Here is a 24,629-nt window from a genome sequence, read left to right as displayed (position 1 = left end):
GAGGAGTGCACCGTGCAGACCGCCACCCCCGTGCAGCGCAAGGCGACCCGGCCGCGCGCCGACGCCCTGCGCAACCGGGAGCGGATCGTCACCGCCGCCCGGGAGATGTTCGTCGAGCACGGCCCCGACGTGCCGCTCGACGAGGTCGCCCGCCGGGCCGGCGTCGGCAATGCCACGGTGTACCGCAACTTCCCCGACCGCGACGCCCTCGTCCGCGAGGTCGTCTGCTCGGTCATGGACCGCACGGCACGGGCGGCCGAGCTGGCCCTCGCGGAGACCGGCGACGCGTTCGAGGCGCTGGAGCGCTTCGTGCACGTCGCCGCCGACGAGCGGATCAGCGCGCTGTGCCCGATGGTGTCCAGCACGTTCGACCAGCACCACCCCGACCTGGAGGCGGCGCGCGACCGGGTCGAGCGGCTCGTCGCCGAGGTCATGGAACGGGCCACGGCGGCCGGGCAGCTCCGTCCCGACGTGGGCGTGGGCGACCTGATGATCGCCGTGGCCCAGCTCAGCCGGCCCCCGGCCGGTACCGAGTGCCTGCGCGCCGACCGGTTCGTCCACCGCCATCTTCAGCTGTTCCTGGACGGGTTGCGGGCTCCGGCCCCCTCCGCCCTGCCGGGGAACGCCGTGACCCTGGAGGACCTGCGCCGGCCCTGCGACCAGTAGTACCGCCACCAACAGCTCCGCTGCTCACGACCGTCCGACCAGGACGGCGGCCCGCGTGGTCGCCGCCCCGGTCCGGTCGTCCCTTTTGAAGACCTTTTTCCGTCACGAAGTCCCGAAGTGGGTATCTCCATGTCTCAAGCAGCCGTCGAGGCTCCCGGCGTCCCCGACGCCGGCCGCTGGAAGGCGCTCGTCTTCATCGCGCTCGCCCAGCTGATGGTCGTCCTCGACTCGACCATCGTGAACATCGCCCTGCCCTCCGCCCAGCAGGACCTCGGCATCTCCGACGGCAACCGGCAGTGGGTCGTCACGGCCTACGCCCTGGCCTTCGGCGGCCTGCTGCTGTTCGGCGGCCGGATCGCCGACCTGTGGGGCCGCAAGCGCACCTTCGTCCTCGGCCTGGCCGGTTTCGCCGCCGCCTCCGCGCTCGGCGGTGCGGCCACCAACGAGGCGATGATGTTCGGCTCCCGTGCCCTCCAGGGCGCCTTCGGCGCACTGCTCGCGCCGGCCGCGCTCTCCCTGCTCGCCGTGATGTTCACGGACGCCAAGGAGCGGGCCAAGGCGTTCGGCATCTACGGCGCGATCGCCGGTGGCGGTGCCGCCGTCGGCCTGATCCTCGGCGGCTTCCTCACCGAGTACCTGAACTGGCGCTGGACGTTCTTCGTCAACGTCCCGTTCGCCGTCGTCGCCGCGGCCGGTGCGTACCTGGTCATCCGTGAGCCGCAGGACGGCCGCAACCGCTCCCCGCTCGACGTCCCCGGCGTGATCCTGTCCACCCTCGGGCTGGTCGCGCTCGTCTACGGCTTCACCCGCGCCGAGTCGGCCGGCTGGAGCGACAGCCTGACGATCGGCATGTTCGTCGGGTCCGCCGTGCTGCTGCTCGCCTTCGTGCTGGTCGAGAGCCGGGTCAAGGCCCCGCTGCTGCCGCTGCGCGTGGTCACCGACCGCAGCCGCGGCGGTATCTACCTCTCGCTGGGCCTCGCCATCATCGGCATGTTCGGCCTGTTCCTCTTCCTGACCTACTACCTGCAGATCGTGAAGGGCTACTCGCCGGTGAAGACCGGCTTCGCCTTCCTGCCCATGGTCGCGGGCATGATCACGGGCTCCACCCAGATCGGCGCCCGTCTGATGACCCGCGTCCCGGCCCGTCTCCTGATGGGACCCGGCTTCCTGGTCGCCGCCGTCGGCATGCTGCTGCTGACCCAGCTGGGGGTCGACACCTCCTACGCCGCCGTGCTGCTGCCCGGCATGCTGCTCCTCGGTCTCGGCATGGGTACGGCGTTCATGCCGGCCATGTCCCTGGCCACCCAGGGCGTCGAGCCCCGGGACGCCGGTGTGGCCTCCGCGATGGTCAACACCTCGCAGCAGGTGGGCGGTGCGATCGGTACGGCCCTGCTGAACACGATCGCCGCGTCGGCCACCACGACCTACGTCGCCGACCACATCGGCGGCGCGGCCGGCCGGTCCCAGCAGCAGCTGGTCCAGCTGGAGGGCATGGTGCACGGCTACACCAGCGCGATCTGGTTCGCCGTCGGCATCCTGGCCCTGGCCGGTGTGATCGCCCTGACCTTCGTCAACGCCGGCCGTCCGGGCGGCGCGTCCGTCACGGGGGCCCGCTCCGGCGACGGTGTCGAGGACGAGCTGCCGGTGCCGGTCGTCGCCCACTGACACCGGCCGGAGACACCCCTCGGGTTCCGAGCACCACCCGTGCGCAGGGGGAGGGGACGCCCCGTGCGCACGGCTTCCCGCGGACCCCGCCCCGGCTGCCCGAGCCGTCCGCTCAGCGCAGCCAGGGCAGGTCCGCGCCCGCCTCGGCGGGCTGAAGTCCCTCGGCGACGATCCGCATGATCTCGCCGAGGGACTTCTGCTGTTCCGGGGTGAGCCGGTCGAACACGGCCTGGCGTACGGCGTCCACATGGCCCGGCGCGGTCCGCCTCAGCACCGCGTACCCCTCGTCCGTGAGCACCGCGAACTGGCCGCGCTTGTCGGACGGGCAGTCCTCGCGGCGGACCCAGCCGCTCTTCTCCAGGCGGGCGATCGCGTGCGAGAGGCGGGAGCGGGTGATCTTCGCGTACTTGGCCAGTTCCGTCATGCGCAGGCGCCGCCTCGGTGACTCGGCGAGCTTGACCAGCAGGCCGTAGTAGACGTGCGGCATGCCCGCGTCGCGCTGGAGCTGCCGGTCGAGGTGGTCCTCCAGGAGGGTGGCGGCCTCGATGTAGGAGCGCCACACGAGCTGCTCCTCGTCGGTGAGCCAGCGGGGCTCGTCGGCGGGGGCCGGGATGGGTGCCGTGTTCATGCATCCCACTCTACGAGACCACTTCTTGAATCTTAAACAAAAGGGGCGTACATTCGGGGGCGTAAGAGATTGAGACTTCAAGCAACTAGTTCATGTAACTGCCACTGATGGGGAGCCGCCGCCATGTCGACCGACGTCCGGGACCGCATGCCCGCCCTCTACCTCAGCCACGGCGCCCCGCCCCTCGCCGACGACCCCGTCTGGCCCGGCGAGCTGGCCGCCTGGGCTGCCGGTCTGCCGCGCCCGAAGGCGATCCTCGTCGTCTCCGCCCACTGGGAGGAGGCCCCGCTCGCGCTCGGCGCCACCCGCACCGTGCCGCTCGTCTACGACTTCTGGGGCTTCCCCGAGCACTACTACCAGGTGCGTTACGAGGCGCCCGGCGCCCCCGAGCTCGCCGACTCCGTCCGCAAGCTGCTGCGCGCCCCCGGCATGCCCGTGCAGGACGTCCCCGACCGCGGCCTCGACCACGGCGCGTACGTCCCGCTCGTGGAGATGTACCCGGGCGCCGACATCCCGGTGCTCCAGGTGTCCATGCCGACCCTCGACCCGGTCCGGCTGATGGGCATCGGCCGCAAGCTGGCGCCCCTGCGCGACGAGGGCGTGCTGATCATCGGCTCCGGCTTCTTCACTCACAACCTGGCCGCCCTGCGCCAGGGCGGCGTGCCCGCCTGGTCCGCGGAGTTCGACGACTGGGGGCGGCGCGCGCTGGACGCCGGTGACGTGGACGCGCTGCTCGACTTCGGCCGCAAGTCCCCGGCGGGTCTGCTCGCCCACCCGCGCACCGAGCACTTCGCCCCGCTGTTCGTGACGATGGGCGCGGCCGACGCGGCCGGCGAGCTGGACCTGCGCAAGTCGGTGATCGACGGGTTCTGGATGGGGCTGGCGAAGCGTTCGGTGCAGTTCGGCTGAGCCGAACCGGTCCGGCCGGGGGCTCGCCCGGCCGCCGGGCGGGCCCCCGGCCGGACCTAGAGTGGCTTCTCGTACCAGGCCACGTCCCAGTACCGGCCGAACTTGCGGCCCACCTCGCGGAACGTGCCCACGTGCCGGAAGCCGAGGCGCTCGTGCAGACGGGTGGAGGCCGCGTTGGGCTGTGCGATGCCCGCGTAGGCGCGGTGCACGTCCTCACCCGCCAGGGCCTCGAACAGCGAGGCGTAGAGCAGGGTGCCGATGCCCCGGCCGTCGGCGTGCGGGGCGACGTAGACGGTGGTCTCCACCGAGGTCGTGTACGCGGGCTTGGCGCGATAAGGGCTGGATGTGACGTAGCCCAGAATCTCCTGTGAGTCCGCGTCCGCGGCAACCCTCAGCCGGTACGGGCCGTCTTCAGGGTGGGAGAGCAGCCACGGACGGCGCTCCTCCGGGGTGAAGGGGCCGGTGTCGAACGTGATGGGCGTCTCACGTACGTAGTGGTTGTAGAGCTCGGTGAGCCTCTCGAGGTCGCCCTCGACCCCGGGCCTGACCTGGACATCCGTGCGTTCCGACGGCATCCGTCCTCCTCATGCGGCGGCACAGGGTACTGCATGATCAGAAAAATCGGGTGGTGGGTTGGGAATTCTGTCCGGATTCCAGTCGTTGTTTCCATCGGATGCAGGGCACCCGAGGAGAGTCCGGAGACGGATTCCGTGACACGAGAAGCAGAGACCGGAGACGACCCGACAGTGCCCGACATCTGCAGGACCGCCCGCTGAACCACTCATCGCAAGGGAGCACGCATGGCAACCCGTGCCGTCGCCCGTCGTAAGTCCGCCACCGGCGAGACGGCCGACGCGGCAACCAGCGTCCGCGCCAGCGGCGGCGAGCTCGCCGACCGCGATCTGGTCGGCATGTACCTCGACGAGATCGCCCGGACCCCGCTGCTCGACGCCGCCAAGGAAGTCGAGCTGTCCCAGACCATCGAGGCGGGCGTGTTCGCGCGGCAGGTACTCGAAGGCTACGAGGAGACCGGCGCGGACGCCACCCGGGAGGAGCTCCGGGCCCTGATCGCCGAGGGCGAGAGGGCGAAGGACGTCTTCATCCGCTCCAACCTCCGCCTGGTCGTCGCGGTGGCCCGCCGCTACCCGCGCAGCGGTCTGCCGCTCCTCGACCTCATCCAGGAGGGCAACGCCGGCCTGGTCCGCGCGGTCGAGAAGTTCGACTACCGCAAGGGCTTCAAGTTCTCGACGTACGCGACCTGGTGGATCCGGCAGGCCATCACCCGTTCGATCGCCGACCAGTCGCGCACCATCCGCCTGCCCGTCCACCTCGTGGAGGAGCTCGGCCGGATCCGGCGCGTGCAGCGCGAGTTCAACCGTGAGCACGGCCGCGAGCCGGAGCCCGCGGAGATCGCCGCCGAGCTCGGTTCGACGCCGGAACGCGTCACCGACGTGCTCGACTGGGCCCGCGACCCGGTCTCGCTGAACATGTCGGTGGACGACGAGGGCGAGACCCAGTTCGGCGACCTGCTGGAGGACACCTCCGCCGTGTCGCCCGAGCAGTCCGTGATGACGCTGCTGCGCAGCGAGGAGCTCGACGACCTGATCGGCCGCCTCGACCCGCGCACGGCCTCCATCATCAAGATGCGCTACGGCATCGACGACGGGCGCGAGCGCACGCTGACCGAGGTCGGCAAGGAGCACGGGCTCACCCGTGAGCGGATCCGGCAGATAGAGAAGCACGCGCTGCTGGAGCTGAAGAAGCTGGCGCGTGACACCGGCTTCGAGGCAGCGGCGTAAGGACCGTCGAGGGGCCGTCGCGAGGCGGCCAAGTGGCGCGGGGGGCGTGGCGTGACGCGTGGGGCGTACGCCGGTGGCCGAAGCCCGCGCGAACATGGCCGTACAACGCTGCTTCAACCGGCGGGGGCCCGGGAACAAAATCTCCGGGCCCGGCGGTTCGGGCCCGGATCCGCTCCGGTTCCGACGCACACTTGGACCACGTCCCGACGCACTCCCCCCGGCGCCGGGACCTTCCAGAGCCGGGCTCGGCACCCCTCCCCCCCCCGGGTGCCGCAGCCCGGCTCTTCCCTTGCGCGGGCACGGGCGGGACAGGGCGAGGACGCGCGGAAGCAGGGCAGGAAGAAGCGGGCCACCCCGAACCTGAACCCCGGGGTGACCCGCCGAATGGCAGATTCTGCCACAGCGGCATAGCCTGCCGAAGTGAGCAGCACCACCAGCCCCACCCCTACTCCCGCCGCCGGACGGCCACCGCTCTCGCTGACCGAGCGGCGCAAGGCCGAGACCCGCATGGACATCGCCCGTGCGGCGGCCCGCCTCTTCGTGCGGCAGGGCCTGCGGGCCACCCGGGCCGAGGACATCGCGCGCGCCGCCGGCGTCGCCCCGCGGACCTTCTACCGCTACTTCGCCACCAAGGAGGAGGCCGTCGCGCCCCTCTACGCCCTGGGTGCCGAGCGCTGGATCGAGGCGGTGCGGGAGGCCCCGGCCGCGCTGTCCCCGCCACAGGCGCTGGAGCACGCGGTGCGGCACACGCCGGCGCCGGGTGCCGGGGTGTCCGCCGCGTCGTGGGAGACGGCCCGGGCACTGATCCGCCTGGCCGAGACCAGCCCGGCGCTGCGGAAGGTGTGGGCCGACGTGTGCCACCGGAGCGAGCGGGCGCTCGGGGACGCCCTGGCCGAGCGGGCGCCGAGCGGACGGCGAGCGGACGCGAGTACGGGTGCCGACAACGTTGCCGAGGCGCCGGTGGCCGGGCCCCGGCTCCGGTTCGCCGCCGCCACGGCGGGGGCGGCGGTGCGGGTGGCGGTGGAGCACTGGGCCGCGTCCGCGGACGACCCGGCGAGGGCCCTGGACCTGGCGCTGGCCAACCTGGAGGTGCTGAGGCGGTTCACATGGGACGAGGCGCCGGGGGAGGGGGAGTAGGCGCGGTGCCGCCACCGGGGCCGCCGCGCCCCGCCGTCAGGACTCCGCGGCCGCCCGGGTCAGACGGGCGCCCAGGGTGCCGACGGCCGCCACCAGCTCCGCGGGTTCCCGCACCGTGAAGTCCACCCCGAGCATCGCGAGCCGTACCGCCATCCACTCCACCGCGTCGGAGACCGTGGCCCGCAGGACGCACGACGCCCCGTCGTCCGCCGGCTCCGGCGGGCCGAGCCAGGCCGGCAGCCGGGCGGCGACCTCCCGCACCGGCGCGGCGAAGGCGACCACGACGTCGTAGGAGCCGCCGCGCCGCTGCATGGACCGGCGCAGGTACTCCGCCGCGTCCCCCGTCGGCAGTTCCCGCGGAGCGAACCGCACCCCCGTCGCGAAGGGCTCGCCGACCCGGTCCACCCGGAAGGTCCGCCAGTCGTCGCGGTCGAGGTCGTACGCGACGAGGTACCAGCGGCGCCCCGTCGAGACCAGCCGGTACGGCTCCGTCAGGCGCCGCGACGCGGTGCCGTCCCCGGCGCGGTAGGCGAACCGCAGCCGCTCCCGTCCGGCCACCGTGGACGCCATGACGGTCAGCGTCTCGGGGGCGATGCTCGGCCCGTCCCCACTGGTCAGCGGCGTCGTCGCGGCCTGGAGCGTGGCGACGCGGTGCCGCAGCCGCGACGGCAGCACCTGCTCCAGCTTCGCCAGCGCCCGTACCGACGCCTCGTCCACGCCCTCCACCGCGTGCCCCGCCCCGGCGCGCAGCCCGACCGCGATCGCCACCGCCTCCTCGTCGTCCAGCACGAGCGGCGGCATCGCCTTGCCGGCGACCAGCCGGTACCCACCGTCGGAGCCCATGGTCGCCTGTACGGGATAACCCAGCTCGCGCAGCCGGTCGATGTCCCGCCGGACCGTGCGGCGGGACACCCCGAGCCGGTCGGCGAGCTCGCCGCCGGGCCATTCGCGGGGCGTCTGGAGGAGGGAGAGCAGCGTCAGGAGCCGGGCCGGAGTGTCCGTCGTCATGACCCGAGCATGCCGCAGAAATAGGACGTGATCTGGCCTACTGGTCCCATAGCGTGCTCGCATGACCTTCACGCACACCCCGGACACACCGCCGGCCCGGCCCGCGGGCGGCGACCGCCGGCGCTGGTTCGCCCTCGCCATCGTGATGACGGCGGCGTTCATGGACCTCGTCGACGTCACGATCGTCAACATCGCGATCCCGTCGATCCAGCGGGACGAGGGCGCCACCTTCAGCCAGATCCAGTGGATCACCGCCGGGTACGCCCTCGCCTTCGCCGCCGGACTGATCACCGGCGGGCGGCTCGGCGACATCCATGGCCGCAAGCGGCTGTTCCTCGTGGGCATCGGCGGTTTCACGCTCGCCTCGGCGCTGTGCGGATTCGCGGTGAACCCGGAGATGCTGGTCGCCTCCCGCATCCTCCAGGGCGGCATGGCCGCGCTGATGGTGCCGCAGGTGCTGTCGATCGTGCACGCCACCTTCCCGGCGCACGAGCGCGGCAAGGTCTTCGGGCTGTTCGGCGCGATCGTCGGGCTGGGGGCCGTCTCCGGTCCGCTGCTCGGCGCCCTGCTCACCGAGTGGAACCTCTTCGGGCTGGAATGGCGGCCCATCTTCCTCATCAACCTGCCGGTCGGCATCGCCGGCCTGGTACTCGGCAGCCGCTTCATCACCGAGTCCAGGGCCCCGCGCGCCCTCAAGCTCGACCTCGTCGGCGTCGCCCTGGTCACCCTCGGCCTGCTGATGCTGGTCTACCCGCTGACCCGGGGCCGCGAGCTGGGCTGGCCGGTGTGGGGGTACGTGTCGATGGGCGGCGCGTTCGCCGTCCTGGCGGTGCTGGTGGCCTACGAGCGACGCAAGACCGCGCGGGACGGGTCCCCGCTGATCGAGCTGTCGCTGTTCAGGGTGAAGAGCTTCGCGGCGGGCATCGCCGTGCAGACCGTCTTCGGGGTCGGCCTCGGCATCTTCTTCCTGGTGTGGACGCTCTACATGCAGGTGGGGCTGGGCTGGAGCCCGCTGCGGTCCGGCCTGACGGGCGTGCCGTTCTCCCTCGCGGTGTCGACGGCGGCGGGCATGTCCGTGCAGAAGCTGGTCCCGCGCTTCGGGCGCAAGGTGCTCCAGGCCGGCGCGCTGGTCATGGCGGCCGGAGTGCTGCTCTACATCTGGGAGGCCGAGCGGTACGGACTCGGCATCACGTCCTGGCAGATGGCGTTGCCCCTGGTCGTCATGGGACTCGGCATGGGCCTGATCGTCGCCCCGCTGACGGACGCGGTGCTGTCCGAGGTGCCGCGCGAGCACGCCGGCGCGGCGTCCGGGCTGATCAACACCGTGCAGCAGATGGGCAACGCCCTCGGACTCGGCCTGGTGTCCGTGGTCTTCTTCGGCACGATGGACGACCACCTGACCCGGGCCGGCATCGGCCCGGCCTACGCGGACGCCTTCCAGAACGCGCTGGGCTGGGTGGCCGCGGTGATGGGCGCCATCTTCCTGCTGATGTTCGCCCTGCCCCGGCGGCCGGCCCAGCACGCCGAGGGGGCCGAGGCGCAGGAGGAGACCGCGGGGGAGGAGACCGCCGGGGAGGAGAAGGCACCCGCGCTGGTCTGACGACGGAGCGACGCACGGCGTACACGGCGGGGACGCGGGTGGGCCCGGCACTTCGGTGCCGGGCCCACCCGCGTCCCGCTGCGGCGTCCTCGGCCCGTGAAACCGGACACCGGCACGGACACGGACGGACGCGGACGGAGACCGACATGAAGGCGGCCGCGGACACGGACACGGAGACGCCCGTTCATGCCCGGTTGTGTCCGAGCGATTCCACTTGCCTGTTTACATTGCGGAAAACCGCACGTAGCCTCCGGTGAAACCACACGTTCGGGCACAAGGTGAAGGTGAACAGGCATGTACGCACCGGAGCGGCAGCAGGAGATCCTCCGGCTCGCCCGGGACGGCGGCCGGGTGGACGTCGTGTCGTTGGCCGAGGAGTTCCAGGTGACGGCGGAAACCATCCGCCGCGACCTCAAGGCCCTCGACCGCGCCGGCCTGCTCCGCCGGGTGCACGGCGGCGCGATCCCCGCCGGACGCCTCGACTTCGAGCCGGACCTCGCCGAGCGCGAGTCCACCGCGGCCGGCGAGAAGGAGCGGATCGCCAGGGCCGCCCTCGCGGAACTGCCCGCCGAGGGCACCGTCATCCTCGACGCCGGCTCGACGGTGGCCGGCCTCGCCGCCGCCGTCCCGCCCGAGGCGCGGCTCACCGTCGTCACCCACAGCCTGCCCATCGCTGCCCGCCTCGCCGACCACCCCGGCATCCAGCTCCACCTGGTCGGCGGGCGTGTGCGGCACCGTACGCGGGCCGCCGTGGACGCCTGGGCGCTGCGCGCCTACGGCGAGATCCGCGCCGACGTGCTGATGGTCGCGGCCAACGGCTTCTCCGCCGAGCACGGCCTGACCACCCCCGACCTCGCCGAGGCCGCGGTCAAGCGGGCCGCCGTCGCCGCGGCCCGGCGCGTGGTGCTGCTCGCCGACTCCGCCAAGCACGGCCAGGAGCACTTCGCCCGCTTCGGCGCCCTGAGCGACGTGGACCTGCTGATCACCGACAGCGGGCTGAGCCCCGAGGACGCCGCCGCCATCGAGCGCGACGGCACGGAAGTAGTACGCGCATGATCCTCACCGTCACCCCCAACCCGTCGCTGGACCGGACCTACGAGGTCCCCGCCCTGGACCGCGGCGAGGTCGTCCGCGCCACCGGCGAGCGGGTCGACCCGGGCGGCAAGGGCGTGAACGTCTCGCGCGCGGTCACGGCGGCCGGGCGACGCACCGTCGCGGTGCTGCCCCTCGGCGGGGCACCCGGCGCCCTCGTCGCCGACCTGCTGGACGCCCAGGGCATCGAGGTCGCGCCGGTGCCCGTCGCCGGCGCCACCCGCTCCAACATCGCGCTCGCCGAGGCCGACGGGGTCCTGACGAAGATCAACGCACCGGGCCCCGACCTGTCGGCGGCCGAACGGGAACTCCTCCTGGAGACCGTACGGCGGCAGTCGCGCGACGCCGACTGGATCGCCTGCTGCGGCAGCCTGCCCCGCGGACTCGCCCCGTCCTGGTACGCCGCCCTCGTCGCCCGGGCGCACGCCGCCGGAGTCCGCGTCGCCGTGGACACCTCCGGCCCCGCCCTGCGCGAGGCGCTGCGCGAACGGCCGGACGTCGTCAAACCCAACGCCGAGGAGCTCGCGGAGGTCGTCGGGCGCCCCCTCGCCACCGTCGGCGACGCCCTGAAGGCCGCCGGGGAGCTGCGGGAACTGGGCGCGCGTGCCGTGCTCGCGAGTCTGGGCGCCGACGGGCAGCTCCTCGTGGACGACGCGGGCACCTGGTTCGGCAGCGCCCGCGTGGACGCCGTACGCAGCAACGTCGGCGCCGGTGACTCCTCGCTCGCCGGTTTCCTCCTCGCCGGCGGCGGCGGACCGGAGGCCCTGGCCTCCGCCGTCGCGCACGGCGCCGCCGCCGTCCGGCTGCCCGGCAGCGTCATGCCGACTCCGGCCGACCTGGACCCGGCCGCGGTCACGGTCACGGACCAGGTGCCGGTGGACCGCCCGCTGCGGGAGCCGGTCCCATGACCGGCCCGCGCGGCCCCGGCCCGCACGGAGGCACCCCGGTGCCCGTTCCTCCCCGACGCGTCACCCCTCCCCGCAGCACCCCCGTCCCCGCCCTCGCCCGTCACCCCGCGTACCGGGCGATACGCGAGCTAAGGAGCCCGCGATGACCGACATGATCACCGCGGACCTGGTCGACCTCGACCTGTCCGCAGACACCAAGGAAGCGGCGGCCCGCGCCCTCGCCGAACGGATGGTGGCCCAGGGCCGGGTGACCGACCTGGAGGGCTTCCTCGCCGACGTGGCAGCCCGCGAGGCGCAGATGCCGACCGGCCTGGACGGCGGCATCGGCATCCCGCACTGCCGCAGCGCGCACGTCACCGAGCCGACCCTCGCCTTCGGCCGGAGCGCGCTCGGCATCGACTTCGGCGCGGCGGACGGCCCCGCCGACCTGGTCTTCCTGATCGCCGCTCCGGCGGGCGCCGACGACGCCCACCTGACGATCCTCTCCTCGCTGGCCCGGCAGCTGATGAACGCCGAGTTCACGGCCGCGCTCCGCTCGGTGGGCGACGCCCCGGCCGCCGCGGCGCTGATCCGCGGGGAGGAACCGGCCGCCCCCGACGGCGACGAGGACTCCGTGGCGGTCCCGGCGGCGGCCTCCGCCGGGACCGCCACGGGCAGCGCCGCGGACACCACCGGGGACGGCACCGCGGACGGTACAGCGGGCGGTGGCGAGGCGGCGGCGGAGGCCGAGCGGCCCTTCCGCATCGTCGCCGTCACCTCCTGCCCCACCGGCATCGCGCACACCTACATGGCGGCCGAGTCGCTGGAGAACGCGGGCCGCGAGGCGGGCGTGGACCTCGTCGTCGAGACCCAGGGCTCGGCCGGCTTCACCCGGCTCGACCCGGCGGTGATCGAGGCGGCGGACGGCGTGATCCTCGCCCACGACGTGCCCGTGCGGGACAAGGACCGCTTCGCCGGCAAGGCGACCGTCGACACCGGCGTCAAGGCTGCCATCAACCGCCCCGGCGAGCTGATCACCGAGGTCCGCGGCAAGGCGGCCCGCGGCGAGGTCACCTCCGCGGCGCCGGGTGCGACGCCCGTCGAACGCGGCGGCGAACCCGGCGAGGGCTACGGCACCAAGCTGCGCACGTGGCTGATGTCCGGCGTCAGTTACATGGTGCCCTTCGTCGCGGCGGGCGGTCTGCTCATCGCCCTGGGCTTCGCCATCGGCGGCTACGAGATCAACAAGGCGCCGTCGGTGATGGACCACTTCGTGTGGACGCAGGCCGACAGCTGGGCGGCGCTGCTGTTCCAGATCGGCGGCGTGGCGTTCGGCTTCCTCGTCCCGGTCCTGGCCGGGTACATCGCCTACGGCATGGCCGACCGGCCGGGCCTCGTCCCCGGCTTCGTCGGCGGCTCGATCGCGCTGACCATCAACGCGGGCTTCCTCGGCGGTCTGGCGGCCGGTCTGATCTCCGGTGCCGTGGTAATGGCGATCCAGCGGGTGCCGATCCCGGCGGCGCTGCGCGGCATCATGCCGGTGGTGGTGATCCCGCTGATCTCCTCGGCGGTCGTCGGCTTCCTGATGTTCGTGGTGATCGGCAAGCCCATCGCGTCCGCGCAGAAGGCGATGACCGACTGGCTGAGCGGACTCTCCGGCACCAACGCCGTCCTGCTCGGCGCGCTGCTCGGCCTGATGATGTGCTTCGACCTCGGCGGCCCGGTCAACAAGGTCGCCTACGCCTTCGCCACGGCCGGCATCGCGGTCGCCGACCCCAGCGACTCGGCGATGAGGATCATGGCGGCGGTCATGGCGGCCGGCATGGTCCCGCCGCTGGCCATGGCCCTGGCCACGACCGTGCGCGGCCGGCTCTTCAACGCCGCCGAACGCGAGAACGGCAAGGCCGCCTGGGTGCTGGGCGCCTCCTTCATCTCCGAGGGCGCGATCCCGTTCGCCGCGGCCGACCCGCTGCGGGTCATCCCCGCCTCGATGGCGGGCGGCGCGCTCACCGGCGCCCTGTCGATGGCCTTCGGTGCGACGCTGCGGGCTCCGCACGGCGGCATCTTCGTGGTCCCGCTGATCGGCAACCCGCTGCTCTACCTGGTCGCCGTCGCGGCCGGCGTCTGCGTCACCACCGCCCTGGTCGTCGTCCTCAAGGGCCTGCGCGGGCAGACGCCCGCGGCCGCGGCACCGGGAAGCGCCGACGCGGGCCCGTCGGCCTCCACGGCCGGGACGGAGCAGCCGGTGGCGGCGTGAGACGGCGGCCGACGGCGGCCCGGGGCGGCGCCCCGTGGCACCGTGCGATGCGCCGGGCCGGGTCCGAGAAGGATCCGGCCCGGCGCATCGCGCCGTTCCACGGCCGGTCCGTGACGGCGGTTCAGGAGGGCTGCGCCGCCCGCCGCTCCATGGCCCGGCGGGCCGCCTCCTCGCTCACGTACACCTCGCACATGTGCCGCCCGTCGGGCGTGGCCGTGTGCTCGACCTCCCACAGGGAGATCTCGACGCCGTCCCGCAGGAGGAAGGCGTGCTCGTAGAGCGAGAAGCCGATCGCGGCGCGGCCCGTGCGGCCGGGGGCGCCGAAGGCCTGCGTGATCTGGTGCGCGGACGCCGTGGCCAGCAGGGCGGCGGTGTCCGCGCCGGGCCGGTCCGCGTTCTCCGCCCGGCGCAGCAGCCGGCGCGCGTGGTCCGCGGAGCCGCCCTGGACGTAGACGTGCCGCGGGGTGGGGATCGGCGACAGCTGCACCGGCACCGGCAGTTCGAAGTCGGGTGTGTCCGGCGGCAGCGCCAGCCTCGCGGTGGCGGCGCGCAGCTCCTCCTCGTCGACGTACACCTCGTGCTGCGCCTCGCCGCCCGGGGCGGTGTTGTGGACGAGCTCCCAGAGGGTGAGGGCCGAGCCGTCGGCGAGCAGCCACGTGTGCCTGTAGGTCTCGCGGTGCAGTCCGGCGCTGTGGTGCGCGGAGTGCAGCGAACCGTCGTGCGCCAGGGCGCAGTCCAGCCGCCCTATCGTCTCGTCGGGCAGCTCGAACGAGTTCAGGGCGCGGCCGAGCAGTCGCATGAGGTGCTCCTCCGGAGACTCGGGCGACTCGGCTGGTTCGTACGCTGCCGTCTCGTACGGAACGCTCAAGGTTTCTCCCGGCGTTGCTGCATGTCACCTGGTGGGTGCATACCGTAGCCCCTCGGTCGGACATCATGTTTGGGAACCGGGAAAACGTACGCACGAAAAACGCCCGGGCCGCGCGAGATGTTCCCGCGCGACCCGGCGATCCGTCAGAACCCGCTGCTCAGCGAGCCGGTGGGCCGGTCAGGCGGCGCTGCCGGCGACCCACTCGCTCCAGCCCATGTTCCAGCCGTTGAGGCCGTTGTCGGGCGCGATCGTGTCGTCCGGGGAGTTCTTGACCACGACGACGTCACCGATGAGCGAGTGGTCGTAGAACCACTTGCTCGGCGTGTCGCCCTGGCCGCCCCGCACGTCGCGCAGTCCCACGCAGCCGTGGCTGGTGCCCTGGTTGCCGAAGGGCGGATTGCCCCGCACGTACCAGTAGTTGCCGTGGATGAACGTGCCGCTGCTGCTCAGCCGCATCGCGTGCGGCACGTCCGGGATGTCGTACTCGCCGCCGAAGCCGACCGTCGAGCCGTCCATGTGCGTCTGGAGGGACTTCTCGGAGATCACCATCTGCCCGTTGTACGTCGGGTTCTCGGCGCTGCCCGCCGAGATCGGAATCGACTTGACCGTCTCGCCGTCGCGCACGACCGTCATGGTCTGCGTGTTCACGTCCACCGTGGAGACCTGCGAGCGGCCCACGGTGAAGGTGACGGTCTTCTTCTGCACGCCGAAGACGCCGTTCGCGCCCTCCACCCCGTCCAGGTCGATCTTCATCGTGACCTTGGAGCCGGCCTTCCAGTAGTCGTCGGGCCGGAAGTCGAGCCGCTGCGCGCCGAACCAGTGCCCGACCACCTCCTGCCCGCTGCTGGAGGTGACCGTGATGTGCGACTGCACGGCCTTCTTGTCGCCGATCTCCTTGTCGAACGTGAACGACACCGGCATGCCGACACCCACCGTGGCGCCCCCGTCGGGGGTGTACGTGCCGATGAAGCTGTTGTCCGAGGAGACGGTGGTGAAGGTCGAGTCGGCCGAGGACGGCAGGCCGTCCGCGTCCTTCGCCGTCGCGCTGATCCGGTACTTGGTGCCGCGCTCCAGCTGTTCCTTCGGCTTCCAGCTCGCGCCGTCGGCGGACACCGAGCCCGGTACGGCCGTCCCCGTCCCCGCCACCGTCATCCTGACCTCGGTCAGCCGGCCGTCGCTGACCTTCACGCCGGTCGCGTTGATCGACGCGCCGGTCGAACCGTCCTTCGCGGAGATCACGACCTTCGCCACCGAGGTCTTCACCGAGCCCGTGCCGCCCTTGCCGTCTTTGCCGCTCTTGTCGTCGGCGCTGGCGCTGCCGCCGCAGGCGGTGAGGGTCAGGGCGCCGACCACGAGGGCGGCGCAGGCCACCAGTGCACGACGCGCTGATATGTCCTGCGTTGTCACGGGCTGCTCCATGTTTTCGGGTGATGTGCGTTTCCGCTTCAGCCCTGAAGAGCGGCCCGGCGCCGGGCGGGGTTCCCGCCGGCCGCCGGAAAAGGCGATCAGTGACAGAACCGCGACAATCGCCCCTCGACGCCGTGCACTTGACCCCGCCGGACCCCCGCTCCGCCACGACGCCCCGCGCGTCTACGCGTCCGAGGGGCCCCCGTACAACGCGCCGTACGAGGGCCAGGATCCGCCCGGCCCGTCCACCGGCCCGGCGGCGCGCACCGCGCGCACGATCGCCCGGGTGACCATGTCCGCGCCCGCCGCGAGTACCTCGTTCAGAGCGAGCGGCAGCGTCGCGTCGAGCGGGCGCTCACCGGTCGCCAGGGCGAACACCGTGTCCCCGTCGTTGAGCAGGTGCACCGGACGCACGGCACGTGCGATGCCGTCGTGCGCCGTGCCGGCCAGCTTCTGCGCCTGCGCCTTGGACAGCCCGGCGTCGGTGGCGACCACGGCGAGCGTCGTGTTGAGCGGAGGCGGGACGTTGCACGCCGCCACCTCGGCGAGGCGCCGCCGCGCGGCCTCGTGCACGTCCGCCGCCGGATACGCCACGCGCCGTCCCCCGAACAACTCCCCGTACAGCACCCCCGTCTCCGGATCCACCGCCGCCCCCGCCGCGTTGGCCACCACCAGCGCGGCCACCGTGACGCCCGACTCCAGCACGGTGCTCGCGGTGCCGACCCCGCCCTTCAGGAGCCCCACCACGGCTCCCGTGCCGGCCCCGACCCCTCCCTCGGCCACCCGCGCACCCGGTGCGCTCGCGTGCGCCGCCTCGACGGCCGCCCGACCGGTCGCCGCGTCCGGCCTGGCCCGGAAGTCGCCGCCCCGCCCCAGGTCGAAGACGCAGGCGGCGGGCACCACCGGCACGACGTGCGCCGGGTCGGGCCCGACCCGCACCCCGCGCCCGCGCTCCTCCAGCCAGGCCATCACCCCGGACGCCGCGTCGAGCCCGTAGGCGCTGCCGCCGGTCAGCACGACCGCCTCGACCCTCTGCACCAGATTGCGCGGATCGAGCGCGTCGGTCTCCTTGGTGCCGGGGCCGCCGCCGCGCACGGACACGGCGGCGACCGCCCCGCCCTCCGGCGCGAGCACCACCGTCGTGCCGGTGAGCCACCCGTCACCGGCCCGCGTCGCGTGCCCGACCCTGACCCCGGCGACGTCCGTCAATGCGTCAACTGTCATGCCCCCAGTGTCGGCCGGTCCCCGGCACCCCGAGCGGCGGCGCGCGCTCAGGCGGCCGGTGTCGTCGTCCCCCGGTCCGGCACGCCCGCGCGGGCCGTCAGGACCACCCCCGTCGCGACCGCCAGCGCCAGGACGATGCCCGCCACCAGCACGGCCGCCTCCCCGAGGAACGTGCAGCCGACCACCAGCAGCGCGGCGGCCGGCAGGACCAGTTGCTGCGCGACGCCCACCTTGAAGTGGCGCGCGTGCAGCACCCAGACCGTGAGCAGGAACGTCGCCGTCGGCAGGGTCACCGCGGCGGACGCCGCGAGCGTCGAGATGTGCGCCTGGCCGACGGCCTGCTCCACCGCCACCTCAAGCCCCGCGCCGATCGCCGCCGCCGAGGCGAAGACCAGGTAGTGGCCGTAGCCCCACACGAACGCCTGCCTGCTCGTGCGCAGGTGGCCGTGGATGGGCACCACGAAGTAGATCCACCAGGCGGCGAAGACGATCAGCAGCCCGCCCACCGCGATCGGCAGCAGTTCGCCCAAGGCGTCGTTCTCGTCGATGCCCGACTTCACCGCGACCGTGGCGGCGGCGATGGTCTCGCCGAGCACGATGATCGTGAACAGCCCGTACCGCTCGGAGATGTGGTGCGCGTGCCAGGACGACTGGTGGTCCTTCTCCGCGAGCGTCGGCACGCACATCTCCAGCAGCGCCATCACCAGGAACAGCCACGCCCGCCCGGCGGCCGGCACGAACAGCAGCCCCACCCAGCCGATCTGGCAGAGCAGCACGCCACGGGCGTATCTCAGGGTCATCGCGCGTTCCGCCGGTCCGGCACCGCGCGCGGCCCGCAACCACTGCGCCGACATGGCGAGCCGCATGATCACGTAGCCCAGCACGATGACCGTGAAGTCGTGGTCCTCGAAGGCCCGGGAGATCCCGGCGGCGAGGACCAGGACACCGGCGATCTGCACCAGGGTGACGATCCGGTAGAGCACGTCGTCGTTGTCGTACGCCGAGGCGAACCACGTGAAGTTCATCCACGCCCACCAGATGGCGAAGAAGACCATCGCGTAGTACAGGACCCCCTCGCCCGCATGCCCCTCGGCGACGGCGTGCACCAGCTGCACGCCCGCCTGGGCGACGGCCACGACGAAGCACAGGTCGAAGAAGAGCTCCAGCGACGAGGCGACGCGGTGGGACTCGTGACGGGGCCGGGCCGTGAGCCTGCGCAGCGGCCGGTGACCGGCGGCCGGGGCGGAGGACTCGGGCGGGGGAACGGGACTGGACATCATGGGTCACAGCACACCAGAGACGGGACGCGAGAGCGTGCGCGGGGGCGGGTCGTACCCTGGATTCCATGAGCACCGCCCCCGAACCCGAGCCGCGCGCGTCGAAGCCCGCGCTGGTCTTCGACGACCCGCTCGACCAGCAGTCCTCGGACGACACCGACCGGGGGTGGGGCGAGCGGCCCGACGCCGACAGCGCGGCCGACCTGAAGCGCTTCCTCGACGAGAAGCCGCCCCACCACCTGTGACCCCCGCGGGCAGCCGCCCGCCGGCCTAGGCGCGGTCGTGGTCCGGGCCCCGCTGCGCGATCAGCGCGTCGCGGATCTCCTTGAGCACCTCCAGCTCGGACACCTCGACGACCTCCTGCGTGTTCTCCCGCGCCTTGCGGCGGGCCTCCACGCGGGCCAGGTACTTCGACATGGGCAGGACCATCATGAAGTAGACGACGGCCGCCGTGATCAGGAAGGTCAGGGTGGCGCCGAGCACCGAACCCCACAGGATCCGGACGCCGGTCGCGCTGTCGCCCGTCCCGGTGCACGGGCCCTTGAGACAGGAGCTGTAGCTGTCGAGGTTCTGCGTGCCGAACGCACCGACCAGCGGATTGATGATGCCCTTCACCAACGAGTTGACGATGTTGGTGAAGGCGGCACCGATGACCACCGCGACCGCCAGGTCGACGACGTTCCCGCGCATCAGGAAGGCCTTGAAGCCCTGCCAGACGCTCGGATCCTTCTTCGCGCTCACCTCGGGGGCACTCCTCACATGAACAGGTTGTGGAACAAACCGCTCCGCAACCTACGCCGACGCCCGGCGGTGCTGTCCAGTCCGGCCCTTCGGTGGAGGGGCCCGGCAGGGTCAGCACAGCGTCACCGCCAGGCGCGCCCGGGCCCCCGCGCCGACCAGCCGGTGCGCGGTGGCGGCCGGCACCGACAGCACGACGAGCGCCCCGGCGTCCGGCACCCCGTCCCCCGCCACCCCGGCGGCGGGTTCCGGCACCTCCACCACCCGCGCCCGCCGCGCGATCACGGACGCACCGCCGTCCGCGCCCTCCCCGGACGCGACGACGTCGACATGGTCCCCCGGCGCCAGCAGCCGCACCGTCGCGGCGTCGGCGATCCGCACGGGCGCCGCCACCGGGCCGGCCGCCCGCTCGCGCGCCCGGTCGGACACCGGATGCCCCCGCGCCCGGCCGCCGTCCTGTGCCCCGGAGCCCGGATGCGGGCCCGCCGCCACCAGCGCCGCCGCGGTGACCGCGAGACCGGCGGCCACGGCACGCCGCCGGTCCCGGACGAGCCGGTGCAGCTGATGGCGTCCGCCGCGCACCCGCACGGGAGCGAAGTGCGGCACCTCGCAGGTGGGCGGGGCGTCGGCGCCGAGCGGCTGCGGGAAGGGAACGGCGGAACGGGACACGGCAGGCACCACCTGTGACGAGGGATCGGCTGGCGGACACCACGATGAGCCGTCCCGCCGATTCCCGCCGGGGCCCGTGGACCACCGGCCGCTTGTGGAGAACTCCGTCACCCGATCGGGGCGTTCCGCACGCCCTACGGCAGCGTGAAGCCCGGGTCCATCCCGCCCAGCGCATGCCCGCACCGGCAGTCCCGCTCCCCGGCCGCCGGCAGCGCCGCCACCGCGTCGAACAGCACGCTCCGCAGCCGGTCCACATTGGCGGAGAACACCCGCAGCACCTCCTCGTGCGAGACGCCCTCACCGCTCTCGGCCCCGGCGTCCAGGTCGGTGACCAGGTTCATCGAGGTGTAGCAGAGCTCCAGCTCACGGGCGAGCGCGGCCTCCGGATGGCCGGTCATGCCGACCACCGACCAGCCCTGCGCCCGGTGCCAGGACGACTCCGCACGGGTCCCGAAGCGCGGCCCCTCGACCACGACCAGGGTGCCGCCGTCCACCGGTTCCCAGTCCCGCCCCCGCGCCGCCTTGAGCGCGGCCGCCCGCCCGGCGGGGCAGTACGGGTCGGCCAGCGACACGTGCACCACGTTGGGCACCGTGCCGTCGGCCAGCGGCAGCCCGTCGAAGTACGTCGACGCGCGGGACAGCGTCCGGTCGACGAACTGGTCCGGCACCAGCAGCGTGCCCGGCCCGTACTCGGGGCGCAGCCCGCCCACCGCGCACGGGCCGAGGACCTGGCGCACGCCGACGGAGCGCAGCGCCCACAGGTTGGCCCGGTAGTTGATCCGGTGCGGCGGCAGATGGTGGCCGCGCCCGTGCCGGGGGAGGAACGCGACCCGCCGGCCGGCGATCTCGCCGAGGAAGAGGGAGTCGCTGGGCGGCCCGTACGGGGTCTCCACCTCTATCTCGGTCACGTCGTCGAGGAACGAGTAGAAACCGGAGCCGCCGATCACGCCGATCTCGGCATTCACCATGTTCGCCATGCCCGCACCCTAACCGCCCCCCGTTCGGGGGACGCGGGAACGCCGAAGACCCTGTCGTCGCACGACGACAGGGTGCCCGGTGGAACGTGCTACGCGGCGGTGGTGCTCGAGGAGGAGCTGCCGGAGTTCGACGAGCCCGTGCCGGCCGACGAACCCGAGTCCGAGGAGGACGAGGACGTCGAGGCGGGCTTCGACGACGCCGCCGACGACGCCGGCGAGCTGCTGGACGAGCTGCCGCGGCTGTCGTTGCGGTAGAAGCCGGAGCCCTTGAAGACGATGCCGACCGCGGAGAAGACCTTCTTCAGGCGTCCCTTGCAGTTCGGGCACTCGGTCAGGGCGTCGTCGGTGAACTTCTGCACCGCCTCGAGGCCCTCGCCGCACTCGGTGCACTGGTACTGGTACGTCGGCACTGTCTTCCTCCTGGCACTCTCACTCGATGAGTGCTAACGACGGTCCATAGTGACGTATTCCTGGGGCTCAGTCCACTGTGGCGGGCGTGCGGTGACCCACGCCACGTGCGACCGTCCGGTCGCGGGACGGTGTCGCCAGCCGGGAGCGCAGGGCCACCAGCACCGCCAGCGCGAGCACCGTGCCGCCCATCGGGACCAGGAATCCGGCGCCGTCCCGGAACCGGTCCTCCAACTGCCCGGCGATCGTGACGGCCGCCGCCTGGCCCAGCGCCACGGCGCCGGTCAGCCAGGTGAAGGCCTCGGTGCGGGCGCCCGCCGGGACCAGGTCCTCGACCAGCGTGTACCCGGTGACCAGGGCGGGCGCGATGCACATGCCGACCAGCAGGCCGAGGCCCGCCAGCACGGGCACCGAGTGCGCGGCCCACAGACCCGAGGCGGTCAGGGCGAGGGCGGTGTAGCCGACGAGGAGGCGCCGCTGCGGGGCCACCTTCCAGGCGACGGCGCCGCAGACCAGGCCGGAGAGCATGTTGCCCGCGGCGAAGACGCCGTACAGGACGCCGTTCATGCCGGGCTCGCCGATCGACTCGGTGAACGCGGCCAGTGAGACCTGCATGCCGCCGAACACGGAACCGATGCCCAGGAAGATCACGGCCAGCACCCGCACACCGGGCACCCGCAGCGCCGGGACGTGCGCCACGCGCGCGTGGCCGCCGTCGCCACCGCCGACCCGCGGCTGGGTGCTCTTCTGCGCGGCGAACAGCAGACCGCCCACCAGCGTCAGCGCGGCCTCGGTGACCAGGCCGGCGGCCGGGTCCACGGCCGTGCACAGGGCGGTCGCCAGCAGCGGGCCGAGGACGAAGGTCAGCTCGTCCGTGACCGACTCGAAGGCCGCGGCCGTGCTCATCAGCGGGGAGCCCCCCAGCTTCACGCCCCAGCGGGCGCGCACCATCGGCCCGATCTGCGGCACCGAGGCACCGGTGGGCACGGCCGCCGCGAACAGCGCCCACAACGGGGCGTCCGAGAGGGCGAGGACGGTCAGGGTCAGGCCGGACAGGGCGTGCACGAGCACGCCGGGCAGCAGAACGGCGCGCTGGCCGAGACGGTCGGCGAGCCGGCCGCTGTAGGGGGCGAACAGGGCCATGGAGACGCCGGTGACGGCCGCGGCGGCGCCCGCGACGCCGTACGAGCCGGTGGTGTGCTGCACCAGCAGCACGATGGAGATCGTCAGCATGGCGAACGGCTGGCGGGCCGCGAAGCCGGGAAGCAGGAACGTCCAGGCGCCGCGGGTGCGCAGCAGCGGTCCGTATCCGGGGCGGGAGGACGCGGTGTGCGGCGTCCCCTCCGGCGACTTCTTCGACGGGGTGACCGTGGATGCCACGGCCGTGCCTTTCTGCCGCCTGGTAGCGCCGGTCCGCCTCGTGGCTGTCGCCGTGCGGGAGCGCCGAGAGCTGTCCTCTTGCGCGGACTGCGGTAGATACCGGAGCCCGGCTCGCGGGACGTTCCGGCCGCCATACGGTCGCGCCAGCTCTGCTTCAGGCAGAGTTGGTTCGATCAGGTGCCGCCTTCATCGTACAGGGGACGACCAGGTCGCCACCTGTGAAAGCGAGCACCCCGACCCCGCTCACCCGCCCTTCGTACCGGTGCCCGCGGTGCCGAGCCAGCCGGCGAGCTTGCCGCCGTGTCCGACCGCGCGCAGCCGGGCCTCGGCCGCGTCCCGGACGGGGTCGGTGGCGACCACGAGGAGCTCGTCGCCGCGCCGCAGTCCGGTCGTCGGCAGCGGCACGAACGACGTGCCGTCCCGCACGACCAGCGTGACGGCGGACCCGGCGGGCAGCCGCAGTTCGCTGATCTCGACACCGTGCATCCGGGAGCCCTCGGGGATGGTGACGGACAGCAGGTGTCCGCGCAGCCGCTCCAGGGGTGCCGACTCGATGCCGAGGTCGGCGGCCTCGTCCCCCTTGCCCAGGTGCAGCTTGCGGGCCAGCCAGGGCAGGGTCGGGCCCTGGATCAGGGTGTAGACGACGACCAGGACGAAGACGATGTTGAAGATCCGGTGGCTGCCCGCGACGCCCTCCACCATGGGGATCGTCGCGAGGATGATGGGCACGGCGCCGCGCAGCCCGGCCCAGGACATCAGGGCCTGCTCCTGCCAGGGCACCCGGAAGGGCAGCTGGCACAGCACGACGCTCAGCGGACGCGCCACCATCGTCAGCACCAGCCCGATGACCAGGGCGGGGACGATGTCGTCGCCGAGTTCGTGCGGGGTGACCAGCAGGCCGAGCAGCACGAACATGCCGATCTGGGCGAGCCAGCCGAGCCCGTCCGCGAAGCCGCGGGTGGCGGGCCAGTGCGGCAGCCGCGAGTTGCCCATCACCATCGAGGCCAGGTACACGGCGAGGAAGCCGCTGCCGTGCGCCATGGCACCGGCCGCGTAGGCGGTGACGGCGATGGCCATGACGGCGATGGGGTAGAGGCCGGAGGCGGGCAGTGCCACGTGCCGCAGTCCCCACGAGCCCAGCCAGCCCACCGCGAGTCCGATGGCCGCGCCGATGGCCAGCTCCAGGGCGATCTCGCCGAGCAGCAGGTACCAGTGCTCGATCGGTCCGGCCGCGGAGAAGGCGACGACGAGGATGACCACCGGGGCGTCGTTGAAGCCCGACTCCGCCTCCAGCGTGCCCGTTATGCGCGCGGGCAGCGGGATCCTGCGCAGCACCGAGAAGACCGCCGCCGCGTCCGTGGAGGACACCACCGCCCCGACGATCAGCGCCTGCCGCCACTCCAGCCCGGTCAGGTAGTGCGCGCCCGCGGCGGTCACGCCGACGCTCACCGCGACGCCGACCAGCGCCAGCGCGGAGGCGGACGGCAGGATCGGCCTGATCTCCTTCCACTTCGTGCCCAGACCGCCCTCGGCCAGGATCACGACCAGGGCCGCGTACCCGATGACCTGCACCAGTTCGGCGCTGTCGAACTGGATGTGGCCGATGCCGTCCTGGCCCATGGCGACGCCGATGGCCAGATAGACGAGCAGGCTGGGGAGCCCGCTGCGCGAGGAGATGCGGACCGCCGCGACGGCGATGAGCAGGACGAGCGAGCAGACGAGCAGGAGCTGGTTGAGGTGGTGGACAGTCAGCGGCCGTTCCCTTCCCTGGCGCACGGGCACCCACGCGCGTCGCGGTGCACCGAGGGCCCGCGCGCGGGTGCGCGGTCGCCGGTGCGCACGCCACGAGGCGCGGGTCGGTGTGCGGACACAGCGCGCGCGAGCGCACATACATGGCACACGAAGCCGCGGGAGTCCGCGGCCAACTACTTCGTTACCTTACCTAACTCTTGACGCTTTCTTGACGCTCGGCTTGGCAAGATCGAACGCCCGTGCCCGCCCGTACCCGACTCCGCGTCAAGGGGGAGCGGGCC

At 73.1% G+C, this 24,629-nt stretch carries 23 protein-coding genes; 10 read left to right on the top strand and 13 right to left on the bottom strand.

The genetic code is table 11. From position 1 onward, the window contains the following. Positions 1 to 12: 12 nt before the first annotated feature. Both AC0VYN_RS32565 and AC0VYN_RS32560 read left to right on the top strand, forming a co-directional pair. Positions 13 to 666, top strand: coding sequence for a TetR/AcrR family transcriptional regulator (locus AC0VYN_RS32565; RefSeq protein WP_385462522.1), 654 nt, complete (start codon positions 13 to 15; stop codon positions 664 to 666). Between the two features lie 129 nt (positions 667 to 795). Beyond that, on the top strand, positions 796 to 2,331 hold the full coding sequence (locus AC0VYN_RS32560) for an MFS transporter (protein WP_475533876.1): 1,536 nt from the start codon (positions 796 to 798) through the stop codon (positions 2,329 to 2,331). A gap of 112 nt (positions 2,332 to 2,443) precedes the next feature. Here AC0VYN_RS32560 and AC0VYN_RS32555 read toward each other — a convergent pair whose 3' ends face one another. After that, positions 2,444 to 2,959: a MarR family winged helix-turn-helix transcriptional regulator gene (locus AC0VYN_RS32555; RefSeq protein ID WP_385462516.1), complete on the bottom strand. Its 516-nt coding sequence runs from the start codon at positions 2,957 to 2,959 to the stop codon at positions 2,444 to 2,446. A gap of 147 nt (positions 2,960 to 3,106) precedes the next feature. Here AC0VYN_RS32555 and AC0VYN_RS32550 point away from each other — a divergent pair, with 147 nt between their 5' ends. Then, positions 3,107 to 3,868 (top strand): dioxygenase family protein, encoded by a 762-nt coding sequence (locus AC0VYN_RS32550; RefSeq protein WP_475537032.1) that lies wholly within the window; start codon positions 3,107 to 3,109, stop codon positions 3,866 to 3,868. A gap of 56 nt (positions 3,869 to 3,924) precedes the next feature. Here the strand turns inward: AC0VYN_RS32550 and AC0VYN_RS32545 are convergent, their stop codons facing one another. Further along, on the bottom strand, positions 3,925 to 4,443 hold the full coding sequence (locus tag AC0VYN_RS32545; protein WP_475533875.1) for an N-acetyltransferase family protein: 519 nt from the start codon (positions 4,441 to 4,443) through the stop codon (positions 3,925 to 3,927). A gap of 225 nt (positions 4,444 to 4,668) precedes the next feature. Between AC0VYN_RS32545 and AC0VYN_RS32540 the strand changes: the two genes are divergently transcribed. Together AC0VYN_RS32540 and AC0VYN_RS32535 are read left to right on the top strand one after the other, a co-directional pair. Continuing rightward, a complete protein-coding gene (locus AC0VYN_RS32540; protein ID WP_475533874.1) occupies positions 4,669 to 5,667 on the top strand; it encodes a sigma-70 family RNA polymerase sigma factor in 999 nt (332 codons plus the stop codon). Between the two features lie 420 nt (positions 5,668 to 6,087). Continuing rightward, the gene (locus AC0VYN_RS32535) at positions 6,088 to 6,804 is read left to right on the top strand and encodes a TetR/AcrR family transcriptional regulator (RefSeq protein ID WP_475533873.1); all 717 of its coding nucleotides are present in this window, start codon (positions 6,088 to 6,090) and stop codon (positions 6,802 to 6,804) included. 36 nt (positions 6,805 to 6,840) lie between these two features. Here AC0VYN_RS32535 and AC0VYN_RS32530 read toward each other — a convergent pair whose 3' ends face one another. Further along, entirely contained in the window at positions 6,841 to 7,812 is a 972-nt protein-coding gene (locus AC0VYN_RS32530) for a helix-turn-helix transcriptional regulator (RefSeq protein WP_475533872.1), read from the bottom strand. A gap of 61 nt (positions 7,813 to 7,873) precedes the next feature. Between AC0VYN_RS32530 and AC0VYN_RS32525 the strand changes: the two genes are divergently transcribed. The 4 genes from AC0VYN_RS32525 to AC0VYN_RS32510 all read left to right on the top strand — a co-directional run bounded on the left by AC0VYN_RS32525 (position 7,874) and on the right by AC0VYN_RS32510 (position 13,648). Then, a complete protein-coding gene (locus tag AC0VYN_RS32525) occupies positions 7,874 to 9,412 on the top strand; it encodes an MFS transporter (RefSeq protein ID WP_475533871.1) in 1,539 nt (512 codons plus the stop codon). Positions 9,413 to 9,706: 294 nt separating this feature from the next. Continuing rightward, positions 9,707 to 10,468: a DeoR/GlpR family DNA-binding transcription regulator gene (locus AC0VYN_RS32520; protein WP_385473582.1), complete on the top strand. Its 762-nt coding sequence runs from the start codon at positions 9,707 to 9,709 to the stop codon at positions 10,466 to 10,468. Further along, entirely contained in the window at positions 10,465 to 11,412 is a 948-nt protein-coding gene (gene pfkB / locus AC0VYN_RS32515; RefSeq protein WP_475533870.1) for a 1-phosphofructokinase, read from the top strand. The genes AC0VYN_RS32520 and pfkB overlap by 4 nt, the downstream gene beginning before the upstream one ends. Positions 11,413 to 11,554: 142 nt before the next feature. Continuing rightward, positions 11,555 to 13,648: a PTS fructose transporter subunit IIABC gene (locus tag AC0VYN_RS32510; RefSeq protein ID WP_475533869.1), complete on the top strand. Its 2,094-nt coding sequence runs from the start codon at positions 11,555 to 11,557 to the stop codon at positions 13,646 to 13,648. A 121-nt stretch (positions 13,649 to 13,769) separates the two neighbouring features. Here the strand turns inward: AC0VYN_RS32510 and AC0VYN_RS32505 are convergent, their stop codons facing one another. The 4 genes from AC0VYN_RS32505 to AC0VYN_RS32490 all read right to left on the bottom strand — a co-directional run bounded on the left by AC0VYN_RS32505 (position 13,770) and on the right by AC0VYN_RS32490 (position 18,427). Next, positions 13,770 to 14,516 carry a DUF6227 family protein gene (locus AC0VYN_RS32505; RefSeq protein ID WP_475533868.1) on the bottom strand — a complete coding sequence of 249 codons (747 nt, stop codon included), beginning with the start codon at positions 14,514 to 14,516 and terminating at the stop codon, positions 13,770 to 13,772. Positions 14,517 to 14,693: 177 nt separating this feature from the next. Next, entirely contained in the window at positions 14,694 to 15,923 is a 1,230-nt protein-coding gene (locus AC0VYN_RS32500; protein ID WP_475533867.1) for a L,D-transpeptidase, read from the bottom strand. A gap of 183 nt (positions 15,924 to 16,106) precedes the next feature. After that, a complete protein-coding gene (locus AC0VYN_RS32495) occupies positions 16,107 to 17,147 on the bottom strand; it encodes a P1 family peptidase (protein ID WP_475533866.1) in 1,041 nt (346 codons plus the stop codon). A 47-nt stretch (positions 17,148 to 17,194) separates the two neighbouring features. Then, positions 17,195 to 18,427, bottom strand: coding sequence for a low temperature requirement protein A (locus AC0VYN_RS32490; RefSeq protein WP_475533865.1), 1,233 nt, complete (start codon positions 18,425 to 18,427; stop codon positions 17,195 to 17,197). A gap of 65 nt (positions 18,428 to 18,492) precedes the next feature. Here AC0VYN_RS32490 and AC0VYN_RS32485 point away from each other — a divergent pair, with 65 nt between their 5' ends. Further along, positions 18,493 to 18,669, top strand: coding sequence for a hypothetical protein (locus AC0VYN_RS32485; RefSeq protein WP_475533864.1), 177 nt, complete (start codon positions 18,493 to 18,495; stop codon positions 18,667 to 18,669). 25 nt (positions 18,670 to 18,694) lie between these two features. Here the strand turns inward: AC0VYN_RS32485 and mscL are convergent, their stop codons facing one another. The 6 genes from mscL to AC0VYN_RS32455 form a co-directional block, all read right to left on the bottom strand. Next, positions 18,695 to 19,165 (bottom strand): large conductance mechanosensitive channel protein MscL, encoded by a 471-nt coding sequence (gene mscL, locus AC0VYN_RS32480; RefSeq protein ID WP_475533863.1) that lies wholly within the window; start codon positions 19,163 to 19,165, stop codon positions 18,695 to 18,697. A 111-nt stretch (positions 19,166 to 19,276) separates the two neighbouring features. Next, positions 19,277 to 19,831: a hypothetical protein gene (locus AC0VYN_RS32475; protein WP_475533862.1), complete on the bottom strand. Its 555-nt coding sequence runs from the start codon at positions 19,829 to 19,831 to the stop codon at positions 19,277 to 19,279. 134 nt (positions 19,832 to 19,965) lie between these two features. Further along, on the bottom strand, positions 19,966 to 20,808 hold the full coding sequence (locus tag AC0VYN_RS32470; RefSeq protein WP_475533861.1) for an S-methyl-5'-thioadenosine phosphorylase: 843 nt from the start codon (positions 20,806 to 20,808) through the stop codon (positions 19,966 to 19,968). An 89-nt stretch (positions 20,809 to 20,897) separates the two neighbouring features. After that, positions 20,898 to 21,218: an FmdB family zinc ribbon protein gene (locus tag AC0VYN_RS32465; RefSeq protein WP_475533860.1), complete on the bottom strand. Its 321-nt coding sequence runs from the start codon at positions 21,216 to 21,218 to the stop codon at positions 20,898 to 20,900. A gap of 67 nt (positions 21,219 to 21,285) precedes the next feature. After that, positions 21,286 to 22,596, bottom strand: a complete 1,311-nt coding sequence (locus tag AC0VYN_RS32460; RefSeq protein WP_385462159.1) for an MFS transporter — start codon at positions 22,594 to 22,596, stop codon at positions 21,286 to 21,288. A 243-nt stretch (positions 22,597 to 22,839) separates the two neighbouring features. Further along, positions 22,840 to 24,486 carry a potassium/proton antiporter gene (locus tag AC0VYN_RS32455; protein WP_475533859.1) on the bottom strand — a complete coding sequence of 549 codons (1,647 nt, stop codon included), beginning with the start codon at positions 24,484 to 24,486 and terminating at the stop codon, positions 22,840 to 22,842. Positions 24,487 to 24,629 lie beyond the last annotated feature (143 nt).

This window comes from Streptomyces sp. 63XJN7_1_ISO-PGPR-S23-121, from assembly GCF_056173025.1.
The sequence above is the reverse complement of the archived record's forward strand: the minus strand, read 5'-3'. Positions and strand labels throughout refer to the sequence as shown.